This is a genomic window from Paenibacillus urinalis, from assembly GCF_028747985.1.
GTDB lineage: Bacteria > Bacillota > Bacilli > Paenibacillales > Paenibacillaceae > Paenibacillus > Paenibacillus urinalis.
Genome location: NZ_CP118108.1, coordinates 395,579 through 411,969 on the forward strand (window position 1 = coordinate 395,579; position 16,391 = coordinate 411,969).

Annotated in this window: 14 protein-coding genes; 9 read left to right on the plus strand and 5 right to left on the minus strand. The window is 48.0% G+C overall.

What is annotated here, in order from left to right:
- Positions 1-105 precede the first annotated feature (105 nt).
- Entirely contained in the window at positions 106-1,350 is a 1,245-nt protein-coding gene (locus PUW25_RS01895; RefSeq protein WP_047911401.1) for an L-lactate MFS transporter, read from the plus strand.
- Between the two features lie 92 nt (positions 1,351-1,442).
- Here PUW25_RS01895 and PUW25_RS01900 read toward each other — a convergent pair whose 3' ends face one another.
- The 3 genes from PUW25_RS01900 to PUW25_RS01910 form a co-directional block, all read right to left on the minus strand.
- Entirely contained in the window at positions 1,443-4,025 is a 2,583-nt protein-coding gene (locus tag PUW25_RS01900) for a DsrE/DsrF/DrsH-like family protein (protein ID WP_047911402.1), read from the minus strand.
- Entirely contained in the window at positions 4,022-4,312 is a 291-nt protein-coding gene (locus tag PUW25_RS01905) for an ArsR/SmtB family transcription factor (RefSeq protein ID WP_047911403.1), read from the minus strand. The genes PUW25_RS01900 and PUW25_RS01905 overlap by 4 nt, the downstream gene beginning before the upstream one ends.
- 223 nt (positions 4,313-4,535) lie before the next feature.
- Positions 4,536-6,278: an alpha-glycosidase gene (locus tag PUW25_RS01910; protein ID WP_047911404.1), complete on the minus strand. Its 1,743-nt coding sequence runs from the start codon at positions 6,276-6,278 to the stop codon at positions 4,536-4,538.
- A gap of 255 nt (positions 6,279-6,533) precedes the next feature.
- Here PUW25_RS01910 and PUW25_RS01915 point away from each other — a divergent pair, with 255 nt between their 5' ends.
- From PUW25_RS01915 to PUW25_RS01935, 5 genes are all read left to right on the plus strand, one after another.
- Positions 6,534-7,211, plus strand: coding sequence for a response regulator transcription factor (locus PUW25_RS01915; protein ID WP_047911405.1), 678 nt, complete (start codon positions 6,534-6,536; stop codon positions 7,209-7,211).
- An 8-nt stretch (positions 7,212-7,219) separates the two neighbouring features.
- The gene (locus PUW25_RS01920) at positions 7,220-8,668 is read left to right on the plus strand and encodes a sensor histidine kinase (RefSeq protein WP_238546336.1); all 1,449 of its coding nucleotides are present in this window, start codon (positions 7,220-7,222) and stop codon (positions 8,666-8,668) included.
- Between the two features lie 82 nt (positions 8,669-8,750).
- Positions 8,751-9,662, plus strand: coding sequence for an ABC transporter ATP-binding protein (locus PUW25_RS01925; protein ID WP_047911407.1), 912 nt, complete (start codon positions 8,751-8,753; stop codon positions 9,660-9,662).
- Positions 9,659-10,375: an ABC transporter permease gene (locus tag PUW25_RS01930; RefSeq protein ID WP_047911408.1), complete on the plus strand. Its 717-nt coding sequence runs from the start codon at positions 9,659-9,661 to the stop codon at positions 10,373-10,375. Before PUW25_RS01925 ends, PUW25_RS01930 begins: the two co-directional genes overlap by 4 nt.
- Before the next feature lie 2 nt (positions 10,376-10,377).
- Complete coding sequence (locus PUW25_RS01935; RefSeq protein ID WP_047911409.1) at positions 10,378-11,100, plus strand: ABC transporter permease; 723 nt, start codon at positions 10,378-10,380, stop codon at positions 11,098-11,100.
- 149 nt (positions 11,101-11,249) lie between these two features.
- On the opposite strand, the gene PUW25_RS01940 is transcribed toward PUW25_RS01935, so the two are convergent.
- Positions 11,250-12,218 (minus strand): L-lactate dehydrogenase, encoded by a 969-nt coding sequence (locus tag PUW25_RS01940; protein ID WP_047911642.1) that lies wholly within the window; start codon positions 12,216-12,218, stop codon positions 11,250-11,252.
- A 474-nt stretch (positions 12,219-12,692) separates the two neighbouring features.
- Here PUW25_RS01940 and PUW25_RS01945 point away from each other — a divergent pair, with 474 nt between their 5' ends.
- Positions 12,693-13,337: a hypothetical protein gene (locus PUW25_RS01945; RefSeq protein ID WP_047911410.1), complete on the plus strand. Its 645-nt coding sequence runs from the start codon at positions 12,693-12,695 to the stop codon at positions 13,335-13,337.
- 154 nt (positions 13,338-13,491) lie between these two features.
- Complete coding sequence (map, locus tag PUW25_RS01950) at positions 13,492-14,238, plus strand: type I methionyl aminopeptidase (protein ID WP_047911411.1); 747 nt, start codon at positions 13,492-13,494, stop codon at positions 14,236-14,238.
- A gap of 257 nt (positions 14,239-14,495) precedes the next feature.
- Here map and PUW25_RS01955 read toward each other — a convergent pair whose 3' ends face one another.
- Positions 14,496-14,996 carry a CcdC family protein gene (locus tag PUW25_RS01955; RefSeq protein WP_274520934.1) on the minus strand — a complete coding sequence of 167 codons (501 nt, stop codon included), beginning with the start codon at positions 14,994-14,996 and terminating at the stop codon, positions 14,496-14,498.
- 273 nt (positions 14,997-15,269) lie between these two features.
- Here PUW25_RS01955 and PUW25_RS01960 point away from each other — a divergent pair, with 273 nt between their 5' ends.
- Positions 15,270-16,391: a hypothetical protein gene (locus tag PUW25_RS01960; RefSeq protein WP_047911412.1), complete on the plus strand. Its 1,122-nt coding sequence runs from the start codon at positions 15,270-15,272 to the stop codon at positions 16,389-16,391.

The following is a 16,391-nucleotide window of genomic DNA, read 5'->3' on the forward strand; positions in this document are numbered from 1 at the left end:
TACAGGGGATTTCTTATTGTAATAGTTGCTTCTATAAGTTGTGACGCCTCTTTGAGTAAACGCTTTCAAAAAATGAGTTGAAAAAAGAGAAAGGGGATGTTATGCATGTCATCTCAACCCAAACAGTTTAACCGATGGGCTGTTTTTGCAGCAGCTTGGATTATTATTTTCTGTGTATCCTCTGTAGCCATCTACAGTGTGTTTTCGGATCCGATGACCAAAGCTCATGGATGGGCCACATCAGATTACAACTTGGCTTATTCCTTGTACACCTTGATTTTTGCTTTGATTGCTATTTATGCGGGAAGAATAACCGATAAATATGGGGCGAGAGTGTTAATGTATGTAGGGGGTGTACTATTCGGGCTTGGTTGGTTTCTTACCGGTTATGTCCAAAGTATTCCGATGTTCTATGTAACCTTTAGCTTGATTGCCGGTGGAGGAGCAGGACTGATGTACAACTCCGCCCTTGTTACAGCAGTCCGTTGGTTCCCGGATAAGGGTGGGAAAATTTCCGGGCTATTATTGTCCAGTGCGGCAATTGGTCCGTTTATTCTGTCACCGGTTTCTGCGACGTTGATCGAACGGATGGGGGTTGTTTCATCTTATCAGATCCTGGGGATATTCTATACCATTGCGATTCTCCTTACGGGGTGGTTGTTAGTCTCTCCGCCTGCGGATTACAGACCTAAGGGCTGGAATCCGGATCAATCCACCTCCGGCAGCACTTCAACGGGCACGGTGATGAATTATAACTGGAAGGAGATGCTGAAATCGCCGCTGTTCTATCTGCTCTTCTTAACGCTGGTCAGCGCAAGTACAGCAGGTACCATGATGGTCAGCTCGGCTTCCATTATAGCTCAGGACCAGATTGGATTAACAGCTGCAGCAGGCGCAATCATTGTCAGCATCAGCACGCTTGCCAACTTTGTTGGTAGACTCAGCTTTGGTGTTATTTACGATAAATTTGGTGACTACGCTGCATTGCTTGTAAGTCTACTCATGACCATTGCTGCACTTCTATTGATGACGGTAGCTAAGGATTATACATTCTTTGCAATCTGTATCATATTGCTTGGTTTTTCCTTTGGGGGTTTACTAGTTGTGTTCCCTCCACTGACGAGCAAGTCGTTCGGACCTAAGAATCTGGGTATCAATTATGCGATCGTGTTTGTTGGTTATTCCGGCGGTTCATTTGTGGGCCCTCGGATCGCCTCCTACTATAAAGAAACGACAGGAGCATTTACAAGTGCATACGTATCGGCTGCAGTGCTCACCGCTATCGGAATTATGCTCGTCGGTGTCATTATGTATATGAATAAAAAAAGACTGGAGAAATCAGCGATTTAAAGACGTCTCCGAACTCCAGATCGGGGATATAGCAAAGGGAGCAGCTCTCGTGGTATCAACCATGAGTGCTGCTCCTCTTGTTAATTTAAAATTTAGATGAATAAATTAATCCCGGATTGATCGGCTTGTCCCAGATAGTATCCAACTCCGCCGATCTTCACCCCATCGATCAGCTCTTCTTGCTTGATGCCCATGACATCCATCGACATTTGGCAAGCGACAAGCTCAACACCCTGAGAAACTGCGGTGTCCATCAGCTCTTCCAGCGAGGAGATGTTGCTTCGCTTCATCACTCCGCGAATCATCCTGGAGCCTGCACCCAGCATGTTCATACGAGAGAGGCCAAGCTTCCGGCTTCCTCTTGGCATCATCATGCCGAACATGCGCCCCATGAAGTTCTTCTTCACATCCACCGGCTCGGTTTTCCGAAGAATATTCAGTCCCCAGAAGGTGAAGAACAGGGTAACCTTCTTGCCGCTTGCTGCAGCACCGTTTGCAATAATGAAGGAAGCGATCGCTTTATCCAGATCGCCGCTGAATACGACCATCGTAGTTCCTTCCGGTCTTGGGGCGGCCTGAGGCTCGGCTTGCTGTGAAAGCGCAGCAGGTTGTTGCTTAACCCCATCCTTTTTCAGATGTGCGCTTATTTCTCCGTCCGGCTGTTTACTTACGGACAGCACTTCATGACCCGACATACGGGCAAAGGATTGTACATCTTCGTAAAATCCAGGGTCAGTAGCGGTAATGTGCAGGATCTGTCCTGATTGGATACCATCCATCGCTTGCTTTGCTTGGACAAGAGGTCCAGGACAGGACAAGCCGCATGCATCGAGCTTCATATCTGCATGGATGCGGGTGCCTTCTAGCTTGAGGCTTACCTTCTCGGCAGCCGAATCGGATGGAGGAGATCCGGTCACAGCCGAGCTCAACGCCAGTCCTGATCCTGCTTCTTCTCCATTAGCTGCAGGATCAGGCCTCTGTCCGGTTTCGGTGAATGCTTCCTTTTCCTGAACACCCTTGGCTACCGGCCTTTTCGGCTCAAACTTGTCCATCATATACGTTTTGTATCCTCCTGTCAGGTTGCGGACCTGATATCCGTGCTGCTCGAGAATACGGGCTGATGTGTATCCACGAAGTCCTACTTGGCAATACACCCAGATTTCTTTGTTTCGATCCAGCTCAGATAATCGAGCTCTCAACTCATCGACCGGAATATTAACGGAGTCAGGGATGTGGCCGTTCTGATGCTCGAGCTCTGATCTGACATCGACGAGCAGTGTGGTCTCCGGATTTCGGTTCTGCAAATCTGCACTCACATACACCGACGTCTTCCCGGTTACCACATTCTCGGCGACATATCCGAGCATATTGACGGGATCCTTGGCAGATGAGAAGGGCGGAGCGTAAGCGAGATCCAGCTCGGTCAGATCGGTGACAGTCCCTCCAAAATGCAGTACAGCTGCAATATCATCGATCCGTTTATCTACACCCGTACGCCCGACAGCTGAAGCCCCCAGAATCTTGCCCTGAGAATCAAAGAGCAGCTTCATCGTAAGGGGAGTTGCGCCAGGGTAATATGCAGCATGAGCATTTGGATGAATATAAACAGCTTGATATTCCAGCCCAATTAATTTCAATGTTTTCTCGCTCAGTCCGGTTTGGGCCCCTGTCACATCAAACACCTTAATAATAGAAGTTCCTTGAGATACGCTGTATGTGGTGCTTAGACCTGCGATGCGGTCAGCCGCAATTCTGCCTTGTTTATTCGCCGGTCCGGCAAGAGGGATAGCCGTCTTCCCGTTGCCCGCATGAATCTCGACAGCATCTCCTACGGCGTAAACACCTTCTACATTAGTCTCGAGTGCTTCGTTTACCTGGATATGTCCTCTCTCGCCCAGCTTGATGCTGCTTCCTGCCAGGAATCCTGTATCCGGTGCAACGCCTACGGCAAGAATGACAATATCGCTATGCAGCGTCTGTCCACTCTCCAGTACTGCTTCAACTTGAGCGCCATGCTCCTTAAATGACCGCACCTTATCATTAACAATGAGCTGCACACCTTGCTCTTCCATTTCCTTTGCCAGTACCCCTGCCATCTCCGGGTCAAAGGAATTCATGATCTGTGGTCCAGATTGCACGAGTGTCACTTCAAGTCCAGCCAGCTTTAGGTTCTCAGCCATTTCCACACCGATATATCCTCCACCTATAACCACCGCAGAGCGGGTGTCCGGAGAGATGACCTGCTGCTTAATCCGATCGGTATCTGGAATGTTGCGTACTGAATAGATGTGGGGAAGATCTATCCCTGGCAGCTCCGGACGAATGGGTCTGGCCCCTGGTGAGAGCACAAGTGCATCATAGCTCTCCTCATAGATTCCACGCTCTAAGCTTCTAACCGTTACCTTTTTGGCGCTGGGATCAATGGAGATGACTTCACTTCGAGTCCGAATATCGAGATTAAAACGCTTCGTCATCGCTTCCGGTGTTTGAACAATCAGTTTGGAGCGGTCCTGAATCGTATTTCCGATGTAGTAGGGGAGTCCGCAATTGGCAAATGAGATGTACTCGTCCCGTTCGAACATGATGATATGTGCTGTTTCATCCAGACGCCGCAGCCTTGCAGCAGCAGAAGCGCCGCCAGCAACGCCGCCGACAATAATTACCTTTTTACTCATTTCTCTTCCTCCTGAAAAAATACTTCAATAATCCCTTTAACTCGGGGATCTTTTACGGAATAAGTCACTTCGAGTCCATGCCGTTCAGCCTCGACAATGCCCAGGCTCCGCAGCTTCTGCAGATGCTGGGATACGGTCGATTGAGGAAGCTCCAGACATTCCTGCATGTAGCTGACGTTACAGCTGCCCTTCTGAAGCAGTCCTCTTACAATACATAGCCGAACCGGATGGGCCAGCGCCTTCAGACACTCGGCCATTTCGTTATATATTTTGATATTATTATTCACGGATAACAGCCTCCTCTTAAGAACTTCAAGGTGATGGGTAATAAACGAATCGTTATGAATACTCAAATTTATGATTCATTTACGATTTATAAATCAATATATTGTAATATTACGATATAGTGATATATAAATCAACCCTAAGCCCAATTTGCATAAAAAAGCCAGATGATGCTTCCCAGGGAAATTAAAATCACAAGGAAGGATAACATCCGGCTGTGTGTAACTATACAGATTTCAGAACCGCATAACCGAATGGAGGCAGCTCCATTTGCAGCTTACCGTCTGTAACCGGCCATTCATTGCCGGACAGGAGATCGAGGTAAGAGTCTCCATCCACCTCCACAGCGAAGGATTCTGGATCCTCGGAAGTGCTGGTCAATATAACGATGGTTTCATTCTCGTCTGTCCGTGCGTAGGCCAGCTTCGTACCGTCCTGCTCGGCTTCCAGGAAGTGAACACTGCCTGTACGAAGGGCAGGATGTGATTTGCGCAGTTCAATCAGATGCTGATAGTAAGTGAACAGCTCGCGGTCCTGTTTGGACTCATCCCATTCCATACATTTGCGGCAGCCCGGGTCATGATCGCCATCCATCCCGATCTCATCTCCATAGTATATACAAGGAGTGCCGATATAAGTGAATTGGAAGAGGGCAGCCAGCTTCATTTTGCGTTTGTCTCCCTTGCTCAAAGTGAGCAGACGGGGCGTATCGTGACTGTCCAGCAGGTTGAAGGCCACCTCTGTCGCTTGAAGCGAGTAGCGGGATAGCTGCCGTCCGATCGAGTTGGCAAAATGATAGGCGTCAATTTCGTCCTTGATAAAAAAGTCAACGACCGCATTCGTGAACGGATAGTTCATTGCCGCATCAAATTGATCCCCTTGCAGCCATGGGGAAGCATCATTCCACACTTCTCCAAGGATATAGGCATCCGGGTTTACCTTTTTGACCGTGTGACGGAATTCTCTCCAAAATTCATGATCTACCTCATTCGCTACATCTAGACGCCAGCCGTCGACTCCGATCTCCTTAATCCAGTACTCCGCCACATTGAGAAGATACTCCTTGACCTCAGGATTCTCGGTGTTCAGCTTCGGCATGAGCGGCTCAAAGGAGAACGTTTCATAGCTCGGAATGCCGTCAACCACTTCAATCGGGAAGCTGCGAATATAGAACCAATCCTTATATTTGGACTGCTCACCATTCTTCTGCAGATCGACGAAGGGCTTGAATGTACGGCCGGAGTGGTTAAACACGGCATCAAGGAGCACTTTGATACCACGCTTATGGCACTGCTTCACCAGCTTCTTCAATGTGTCAGCATCTCCAAAGTGCGGATCAATCCGCATATAATCCTCGGTATCATACTTGTGGTTGGTAGTTGCTTCAAAGATCGGAGTAAAATAAATGGCTGTAATCCCGAGCTCGCTCAAATAATCCAGGTGATCCATGACCCCTTGAAGATCTCCACCAAAGAAGTTATCACGCTCAGGCTTCCCACCCCAAGGCAGTACACTCTCTGGATCATTGCTCTTGTCACCATTGGCAAAACGTTCCGGGAAGATCTGATAAAATATGGCGTCCTTAACCCAAGCAGGCGGGGTAAATACATCAACTCCGTTAATATAAGGGAATTCAAACATTCGGTCCGGATTGTCCGGCTCTTCTTCGAGAAAGTTATTCTCATCCATCCAGATGCTCTCTTCCCCATCCTCCAGCAGGAAGGCGTAGCGCAGGCGACGGTAAGGCGGCTGTACTTCACAGCTGTAATAGTCGTACATGGAATCGGAGGTCATCTTGCTAAGAGGTATGTACTTTTTAGTTCGCTCCCAGTCGTATTTATCTCCCGTTAAGATGGAGACCTTATGAACATCATCTCTTTTGGTGCGAATTCGAATAATAATGGTATCCTTGTCATAAGCGCAGGACCACTGCTGTTTCGGATGATGATAAATGGCTTCTAATAGCATAGTATTGTTCCTCCCTTGTATATATTGCATAGAAAAAACAAAAGGCACAACCAAAGAGAGATAATGTTCTCCGAGGTTGTACCTGTACATGATTCATCACAGATAACATGGCCTTTTAATTGTGAGTTAAAATGCAGGAAGTTATACTGAATTGTAGAACTTTGCAGCAGATTTGCTTCATTTTGTAATATACCATGCAGATCCTGGTTTCTGCAATGAAGCGCGTACATATTTTATAAACGAGGTGTTACTGGAATGACAACACTGCTCTATATTGAGGATGATATCGAAATCGGGAATCTGGTAAGGGCGGATCTTGAGGACCGGGGTTATGATGTGCTCTGGTTAAAGAGCGGAGAGAAGGCTGTCTCCATGGCACATGGGACGCATCTGGCCATTCTGGATGTTATGCTGCCCGGACTTGATGGCTTCACTGTTGGCCAGCGGCTTAAGAAAGAGCTTCCGGAGCTGCCGATCTTGATGCTCTCTGCACGAACGTCCATTGATGACAAGCTGCAGGGACTCGAATTTGCCGATGATTATTTGACCAAGCCCTTTCATCCGGATGAGCTTGCGGCCAGAGTAGAGGTGCTGCTTCGGCGAAATGGACAGGCACTGCCCCGTTCTGAGCACATCGTGCTAGATCATTTGAATGTTTATATGGACGAACAGCGAATCATCGATACATCAGTGAATGAAGAAATTGTGCTTACCGGCAAGCAGTTTCATATTTTTAATTATTTACTGAGACATTTGGGGCAGATCAAAACAAAAGAGCAGATCTATGAAGCCGTATGGGGTGAGCCATATATGGAAGGTGACAAGACGCTTATGGTCCATATTCGTCACTTGCGAGAGAAATTGGAGCAGGATCCGGCTGAACCCAAAATTATTGAGACGATCAGGGGTGTAGGCTACCGGGTGAAGGCATGAGCTACAGGATGAGACAAGACCTTAGAGAAGGCGAGAAGAACGAACGAGGGCTTCGCCAACGCAATGGGAGGATTCATTTTAAAAATTCACTGATGTCGCGATATCTGCTGATCGTCATCGTTGCGATGGTGTTCCTGCCGATCGCCTTTATGTCGACAGGGCTTCTCTTCGGCATTCTGTATCCATTTGTCAACTCGGCAAATAACGATAATCTGCCTTACGGCAATTCCATTCAGATCGAAACGGACTGGCATGAAGAAGCGAAGAAGCTCAGCGGATTGCCGGAGGACAGCGTTAAGTTGAGGCTGGCAGAGCTTGGCGAGCATTATAAGGAATCGACGATTCTCTGGGTGGATGATACGGGTATGACCAGCTTCAAGAAGCCGGACACCCTGCAGATTCAATCCCGCTGGGAGCCTTCTGATGCTGTGGAATATATGAAGAATGCACAAAATAACACGGAGGTCTATACTGTCGTAGCCTTTATCGGAGGCGGGCAGGAGGATCTGGGTGAAGGATTTATATCCCTCGCGCTGCCAAGGGAGGTGCTGAGCCGCTCTTCTGACACGGGAGGCTGGGCGATCTATAACACACTCGCTATGATCATCATTTTAGGGCTGTTTATGCTCATCTCCTGGTCATTCTTCCGGCGCATCAGCAAGCGGCTGACAAGGCTAGAGAACGCAGTGTCCACGCCTGGCGCTGACGGTATTCCGCTGCCGGTGGAGGTCAGACAGCCGGACGAAATTGGACAGCTGGAGAAGTCATTCAATGGGATGGTACATCAGCTTAGAGACAGCAGAGGGAGACAGCAGGAGGAGGAGCAGCTGCGTAAAAATTTGATCGCTGACCTGTCACATGATCTGAGAACGCCGCTGACTGTCGTACGCGGACATCTGCATGCGCTTCATAAAGAGCCGCTCACAGCGAATGGACAGGAATCTCTTCACCGAATAGAGGGGAAGATTGACGACCTTGGGGGATTAATCGACAACCTGCTGTCCTATAATTTACTGTCGAGCGGAAAGTATACGATGAAGCTGCAGCAAGCGGATGTGGTCCGGATTGTAAGAGAGAGCACAGCGGCTTGGTATCCGTTATGGGAATCTGCTGGGTTTACCATTGATATTGAGCTCAGCGAGCAGCCGTTGATATGGAATGTCGATATTCAAGGCTTCCGCCGCGTACTGGACAACCTGTTTCAGAATATTATGCGTCATGCCAATTCAGGCAGGTATGTGAGAGTGGCAACAGCACAGCATCTTGGCAAGGCATGCATTGTGATCGAGGATCATGGACCTGGCATAAGCAGAGATTCTGCGTCAGCCGGTGCAGGGATCGGCCTGCGAATCGTGGATTTGCTGCTTGAAGGAATGGAGCTCGAACGGGAAACAGAAAGCTCTGAACAGGGGACAAGCATCATGATTGGGCCGCGCTCTAGTGATAGCCGTGATTAGTATAATTTAAACAAAACTTAAACTTCGTACCTACTTCACCTTAAACCGGGAGCGTTATGATAGTTCCCGAGGTGATAAACAAATGAATGAATGGATGATTGAAACAGCTGATGTGTGGAAGACATACCGCGGCAAGGCAGCGGTCAAAGAGCTCAGCTTGCAAATAAAGAAAGGTGAAATTTACGGCTTCCTGGGACCGAACGGCGCTGGAAAAACAACGATGATTCGGATGCTGCTCGGTCTTATTAAACCGACGAAGGGATATATCCGTATCTTCGGCAAGGATATCCGGAACCACCGGATGGAAATTCTCCGGAAGGTGGGTTCCCTGGTCGAGTATCCATCCTACTATGGCCATTTGAATGCTATTCAAAATTTGGAGACGAGCCGTCTTTTGCTGGATGTCCCAAAATCGAGAATCGACGAAGTACTGCGTATTGTGGATCTGACGAAGGATGCCAATCGTCCGGTGAAGGGGTATTCTCTCGGAATGAAGCAGAGGCTCGGTATTGCAAATGCGCTGCTTGGTAATCCCGAGCTGCTCATCCTGGATGAGCCGACAAATGGGCTTGATCCTTCAGGAATTCAGGAGATTCGTGAGCTTATCAAACGAATGCCGCAGGAGTACGGTATCACCGTGCTGGTCTCCAGCCACTTGCTCAGCGAAGTGGAGCAGATGGCAAGCACTGTTGGTATTATTCGCGAAGGACAGCTTGTATTTCAAAATACGATTGAGCGGCTGCACCAAGAGGCTGGAAGCACGATCCGTCTCACCGTATCTGATGCAGAAGCTGCTCTGCACATTGCAAGAGAGCTTGGACAATGGGGACAGGTCGAAGGAGCAAGGCTGACGTTCAACCATATGGACGATCATCTCATTGCCGCGCTGGTCCGCCGATTGGTGGAGCAGGATCACAGCATATACCGGGTTGAGGAGCATAGACAGTCGCTGGAGGACTTCTTCCTCGAAGTAGTTGGAGGGGTCGTTAAATGATGATGCGGCTGTTGAATAGTGATCTTCTCAAGATACGAAAAAAAGGCTTATGGTTTCTCGTCTTTCTAGCTCCCATCGGGCTGGTTGCAATGAATGCCCTCAATTTTGGACTTCGTCTGGATTATTTGCAGGGATTGTACGGTGAAGAGGGAATGTGGGATGGATTACTCTACAATTTCGAACCTTTTGTCCCCCTGGCCATTCTTCTTGGCGCTACCATTCTGAGCTCCATGCTGGCAGGGGTAGAGTATCAGCAGGGCTCCTGGAAGCAGCTGCTTGCTCTTCCCGTATCCAGATGGAAGGTGTATTTATCCAAGTTTTCTGTCATTTTGCTGCTGCTGCTGTGCTCATGTGTATTGCTGTACATTGGCGTTATTCTTCTTGGACTGGCCCTTGGATTCAATATGCATATTCCCTGGCTTGATCTGCTGAAGCTATGCTTTCTTCCGCTTGCAGCATCTTCGCCGATGATTGCACTCTTGTTTATGCTGACGATGACGTATGAGAATCAGGCCTTGTCTGTGACCATCGGGATTACACTTGCGATCATGGGCTTGTTCAGCGCCCAGCTTCCCGAATTTGTGCCGCTCTCCTGGCCGATGTTCAGCATTATGCTGCCGGATGGAGAGAAGCTGGCTTTATTCGGTCTTGGTCTTGGCGTAGTACTGCTTCTGGCCGGAATGTCGGTATTCGGTAAAAAGGAGGTGGCCTGACCATGCGTGCATACTTGCGTCTCCTATCTGCGGAAAGACTAAAAATCATGAAATCGTGGGTCTGGCTGCTGGTGCTCGTCAGTCCAGCCATTGCTCTGCTGTTAGGATTTATTGCGGAGCCAGCCGGTTATTGGGATCTGGTAGCTTCCCAGTCTACTTTTCATGCGATGCTGTTTCTTCCGATCTTCACTGGAATATTCGCTTCTTTTATCTGCAGGTTTGAGCATGCGGCGGGTGGCTGGAAGCAGGTATTAGTACTCCCGGTGAGCCGGTCCACTTTCTATGCAGCCAAGCTGACGGTCATCATGGTGTTAATTCTGGTCATCCAGCTGCTGCTCTTGCTCAGTTTGCTTGCGGCAGGTGCTTATCACGGGCTGAACAATGAAATTCCATGGGGGATGCTCCTGCAAAGTGTAGGTGCGGGGTGGCTGGCTGTACTGCCTCTTGCAGCACTGCAGCTGCTCGTATCCTTGATGTGGAGCAGCTTTGGTGCGCCGCTCGGCATTAATTTTATGCTGACGATCCCGAACCTGCTGATCGTGAACTCCAGCGACATTGCCCCGTATTATCCGTGGGCGCAGCCCTTCCTGCTCATGATGCCGAGAGAAGAATATAGTTTTGGTGCATTTATGGTGCCAATGTCAACCATATTGCCTGTCGTATTGGGCAGTGCACTGTTCTTTATACTCCTTGGGGTCGTGTATTTCAGACGGAAGGAAATTTGACGATACTGTGGAATCGGTGAGCGAAGCGCTGCTGGAATTCATAGAGGGGATTTAACTGGTAGAGTTATAATCAAAACAGGGCTGCTATTCGCTAACCAGCGTAATAAGCAGCCCTGTAATTTATTCTGCACAGCTTCCAATCAAGTATTTTAGCGCATTGCGATATCGTCGATCGTTAAGTTGTTGATGTTGTTTCTAAGAACTTGGCAAGAGTGCTTGAACTTGACCATTTCTTCCGAGCTCAGGTTTAATTCAAGCAGCTCCTTAATTCCGTCGCTGCCGATAATAGCCGGAACCCCGATGCACATGTCCGTCTCGCCGTACTCACCGTCCAGAATCGCGGACACCGCTATGATCTTATGATCATCCGTTAGAATGGAACGGGTAATAAAAGCGATGGCGCTGCCAATGCCAAATTGGGTGGAGCCTTTGCGGGTGAAGATCTCCCAGCCTGCATCTCGGGTCTTGCGTGCAATATCCTCAAGATCCAGTGTTTTGAATCTCTCTTTATGCTGGTCAAGAATATGCAGAATTGGCTTACCTCCAATTGTGACATGAGACCAGGCGACAAATTGGGATTCTCCATGCTCGCCAAGAGCATAGCCGTGAACGCTGCGCGGGTCGATCGAGAACACTTCGGACAGGATCGTCTTAAGCCTCGATGAGTCAATGGATGTGCCTGTGCCAATGACCTGATTCCGCGGCAGTCCGGACAGCTTCCACACCAGATACGTAATAATGTCCACAGGATTCGCCGCAACGACAAATACACCGTTAAAGCCGCTTTCCATAATAGGCTGAACGATATCCTTCGTTATAATCTCAGCTTCTTCCAGAATATCAAGCCGGGTCTGACCAGGTTTGATATTAGCTCCTGCCGTCAGGACAATGACATCCATATCCTTGCAATCCGCATAAGTTCCAGCATGGACCTTGGTGCGCTGATACGTAAAATCCATGCTGTGGGACAAGTCGAGCGCTTGCCCAAACGCCTTCTCATAAGTGCGGCCAATGAGCATAATTTCTCCTGCGATCGCCTGATTAATCATGGAATAAGCTGCGCTTGATCCGACAAGACCCGCTCCAACAATCGCCACTTTTCCTGTTCGATTTCGCATAATCTGCCTGCCCCCTGTCTCCATATCGTTATCATCCTATCATCTATAATTGTATTTTATGCATATACCTATTCAACGTTACATAAGATAACATAATTTTCTCCTGAACAGCAATGGAAATTTAGGTTATAGGGCAAATCAAGTGAACATTTATTACAAATAGGTGACGTGGACTGAAAATTCTGCTTCATATTCCTTTGTAAATTTATAGAATGTGTCGAAAGAACGTAGGGTAACGTCGTAATTCCACCCTGACAAAACTTCTTACGATACCACATTCTTAGAAGAAATATGCCAAAGGGATTGAAGGGTAGAAAGGCGAATTGCTTATCTCACAGACAACTATTTCGCTGTGTCCGCCCTGATCAAGCGGAAGAAATAGTGCTGTTTCTTAAACAGGTAGTATGAAGTTTGATTACTGTCGGCATACGTTAATGATTTATTAGACCCTAAAAAATTCGGGAGGGAATGATAATGAATATGCATTTGAATATGAATGAAGCAGGAGCTACGACGGAAACGGCTAAGGAACTGGGGATCGGCGCAAGCACACTCCGCAAATATGCGGCTGCGCTGGAGGAGCATGGACATCGTTTTGAACGGGCTGCGAATAAATCGAGACTGTTCGGAACGCTTGAAATAGAGCGGATTAAGGAAATGATGAATTTGATGAGAGAGCAAAACCTGCCGCTGAATGATGCAGCTGTACTCGTTATGGAGCTGAATCATGAGATGGCTGCAGCGGCCAAGGATGGCTCGGATATAGAACAGACAAGTGCACACTCACCCCTCATTGAGCAGGAGAAGGTTCTCCAGAAGGCCGGAGTCGAGCAGGAGCAAGTTAAGCAGCTCAATTCGGAGTGGCAAATTCTGCAGGAACGCATGGCTGAGCTTGAACGTGAGCAAACGAAGCTGATGAAGCAGAATGAACAGCTGCAGGAGCAGGTAGAAGAACAGCGCTTATGGATCAAGGAGAAGCTGGATGAGGATCGAGACCGTCAGCTGATCACGAATTTGCGAAGCTATCAGGGGCGTAATCAGAAGCCAAAGCCCAAGCAGAGGGGACATTCACTGAGGATGTTGTTCGGATTGCTCCCAAAGAGTAGGAGGGAGGCGTGATGATGATGCGAATATTCATCCACTCCACCCTGCATCAAAAAGTGACGAATCAAGATACAGGACCGCCTAAAGCATAGGAATTTGTTTTTATTTTTACAGTATTAGAGTTACAATAGAAAGGAGTGATTGATACTAGCGACAAGGAGAGCCATAAATGATTATTTTGAAGAGCAAAGATGAAATACAGTACATGAAGAAGGCTGGCGAGATTCTCGCTGCTTGCCATAGAGAGATTGCCGGGCTCATTCGCCCTGGCATTCAGACCCAAGAGATTGATGCATTTGCAGAGAGCTTCATGAAGAAGCATGGAGCGACTCCGGAGCAGAAGGGCTACAACGGTTATCCGTATGCGACCTGCGCTTCGGTTAATGATGTAATCTGCCATGGGTTCCCTGGAAAATACGCGCTGAAGGACGGGGATATCGTAACGGTGGATATGGTCGTTAATCTAGACGGCTGGCTGGCGGATTCCGCTTGGTCTTATGCGGTAGGTAACGTATCCGAGCAGGCGCAGAAGCTGCTGGATGTGACCAAAGAATCCCTGTACAAGGGTATTGAAAAAGCCGTTCTTGGCAACCGGATCGGGGATATTTCCAACGCGATCCAGGTATATGCCGAGGGCGAAGGATTCTCGGTCGTTCGGGAATTCATTGGGCATGGGATCGGTCAGGATATGCATGAAGAGCCCCAAGTGCCTCATTATGGACCCGCCGGACGCGGACCGCGTCTGAAGGAAGGCATGGTCATTACGATTGAGCCGATGCTGAATGTCGGCACCTTCCGCAGCAAGCTGGACAGTGACGGATGGACAGCCCGTACACAGGACGGCGAATTGTCTGCACAGTACGAGCATACGATTGCCATTACAGCAGACGGCCCGGTTATTCTAACCGAGCAATAAGAAGAATGACCTGCAGCAGGGAAGCTTGCTGCCCCCAAGATCATTCAAGGCCATACGGCCGCATAAATAGAGAGCAGCGTTCCTTCTATCCTCCATATGAAGGGATGCTGCTCTTTATTATTTGGAAGGAGTATCTCTCTAATACAAAAGCTCAGCACAAGCAGGAGAAAATTCATCCTTTGTACTGAGCTTTTTGAAATGAAATGAATCATAGTTGATCGAATGAGCCTGTTACCTCACGATGAATACATACATCGTTACTGCTTAGCTGAAGGTTCAAAGGACGAACCGAAGGTTTCGTTGTAATGCTTCAGCATATACAGTCTCCAGTGGAGCAGCATGCCGAAGGCTAGAATGAAGAAGACGGCTCCTGTCTGCACAACGGATATATACTGATAAACGACTTCATGCAGCACAAGTCTGACGATCAGAAGACCGACCAGAATGAACATGAAGCTCTTCGAGCTGGTAACAAAGACCGCTCCGTCTCTAACTTCAAACTTGGTGCTCTTGATCAGCGGATACGAGAAGATAAACCAGCCGACCAGAAACGCAATGAGTGCCCACAGCCATGGAATATGCGTGTCCGGCACAACAAACATAAGAAATCCCGTGCTCATGCCGAGCGGCGGAATAATGATTCTTTTCTTGTTAATTGGCCGATTGGCGGCCTTCATACGGATAAAGATAGCGCTCACAGCAATAAAGATCATACCGACTGTTGCTGCGATCTGGAGAAATGAGGAGTTTATAGCCACGTACAGGACCTCTCTCTAATTGGAAATCATTTTTCATTAGTATATCATAATTCCCTAGAAATACTGTAAGTATATCCCGTGAAATATAAGAGTTATATAGAACGAGATCTAATCGAGAATACGTTGTTGTAGGAATTTGTAGAAAATTATCGAATGATCAAGAACTTTTCTTCCAATTTGCGGAAACAGGTCATATACTAGGAGAGTACTTCTATATTTTGATGAAGCAGGCCTCTACGTATATATACTTTCTATTAAAGGGGGAAAAGAGAAGTGAGACCAAGGGAATGGAAGCTCAAAGCAGGACTTGCGATTTTGGTTGGTGTATTGCTGCTTCTCACTTTCCCCTGGATTCAATGGAGAGCGGCCCCGAGCCGGGTTATTGATGTTGTGATTGTAGATAAGACCGTTCCGGACATTACATACCGTGAGCATAAAGGCTTGACCTGGCTGCTCAATCAGCAGAAGGTTGTGGATCATAACGGAGCGGGATACGCATATGATGAATCTTATTATGGATACCATCCTCACAAAGTCGGAGATGAACGAATGAGGCGTTTGCCTGCTACACTTCGCGGAACCGATCTGATCTATCTTGCAGACTCCTATGGCATCTATGAATCTGTACGTTCGCAGGAAGAAAGGGAGGAGCAAATCGAGCAGCTGGTGTACGGCGGCATGAATTTGACAGATGTCCAAAAAATTCAGGCTGCTGCTATGACAGGAACAACAATTATTGCTGAACACAGTATACTGGCAGCCCCAACAGCAGAATCTGTCAGCAGGCAGCTGCAGAAGATGCTGGGTGTGGAATGGAAGGGCTGGGCAGGGAAATTTTATGAGAATTTATCAACAGAAGTGCCCCTCCATATCATGGAGAATTATACAGGACAGACAGGCAAGGAATGGTCCTACAGCGGCACAGGGATGGTACTCGTTCATCATGAAGGGGAGGTCATTGTGCTCGATAGACAAGATCTAAGGGAGCCGGGCATGTCCATCTCCTTCTCCAAAGAAAACAGTGATAAATACAATGTTGAAAGATCAGCCCGCTATCATCAATGGTTTGAGGTTGTTACTCCCAAGCCAGGCACGGAGACTGTAGCGGATTATAAGCTCGAATTAACAAGCTCCGGTTCGGAGAAGCTGAGAACAGCGGGAGTCCCTGCGCAGTTTCCGGCCATTATTCATAAGGAGCAGAAATCGCATCAATCTTATTATTTTGCGGGTGATTTTGCAGAGCGAACAGTCTCTCCCTTCATGGTTCAATATAAAGGCTGGGATCAGTTTGTGGGCCTCTTTGTGCCTAATTCCAGCCCGAATGCTTTTTATTGGAATATCTATATTCCGTTGATGAAGACGATTTTGTCTGATATTGAGAGTAACCGGGTTTGA

Coding starts and splice junctions, on each gene's coding strand:
- PUW25_RS01895 (WP_047911401.1), top strand. CDS start 106: ATGTCATCTCAACCCAAACAGTTTAACCGATGGGCTGTTTTTGCAGCA.
- PUW25_RS01910 (WP_047911404.1), bottom strand. CDS start 6,278: ATGCTATTAGAAGCCATTTATCATCATCCGAAACAGCAGTGGTCCTGC.
- PUW25_RS01920 (WP_238546336.1), top strand. CDS start 7,220: ATGAGACAAGACCTTAGAGAAGGCGAGAAGAACGAACGAGGGCTTCGC.
- map (WP_047911411.1), top strand. CDS start 13,492: ATGATTATTTTGAAGAGCAAAGATGAAATACAGTACATGAAGAAGGCT.
- PUW25_RS01935 (WP_047911409.1), top strand. CDS start 10,378: ATGCGTGCATACTTGCGTCTCCTATCTGCGGAAAGACTAAAAATCATG.
- PUW25_RS01930 (WP_047911408.1), top strand. CDS start 9,659: ATGATGATGCGGCTGTTGAATAGTGATCTTCTCAAGATACGAAAAAAA.
- PUW25_RS01945 (WP_047911410.1), top strand. CDS start 12,693: ATGAATATGCATTTGAATATGAATGAAGCAGGAGCTACGACGGAAACG.
- PUW25_RS01915 (WP_047911405.1), top strand. CDS start 6,534: ATGACAACACTGCTCTATATTGAGGATGATATCGAAATCGGGAATCTG.
- PUW25_RS01900 (WP_047911402.1), bottom strand. CDS start 4,025: ATGAGTAAAAAGGTAATTATTGTCGGCGGCGTTGCTGGCGGCGCTTCT.
- PUW25_RS01940 (WP_047911642.1), bottom strand. CDS start 12,218: ATGCGAAATCGAACAGGAAAAGTGGCGATTGTTGGAGCGGGTCTTGTC.
- PUW25_RS01925 (WP_047911407.1), top strand. CDS start 8,751: ATGAATGAATGGATGATTGAAACAGCTGATGTGTGGAAGACATACCGC.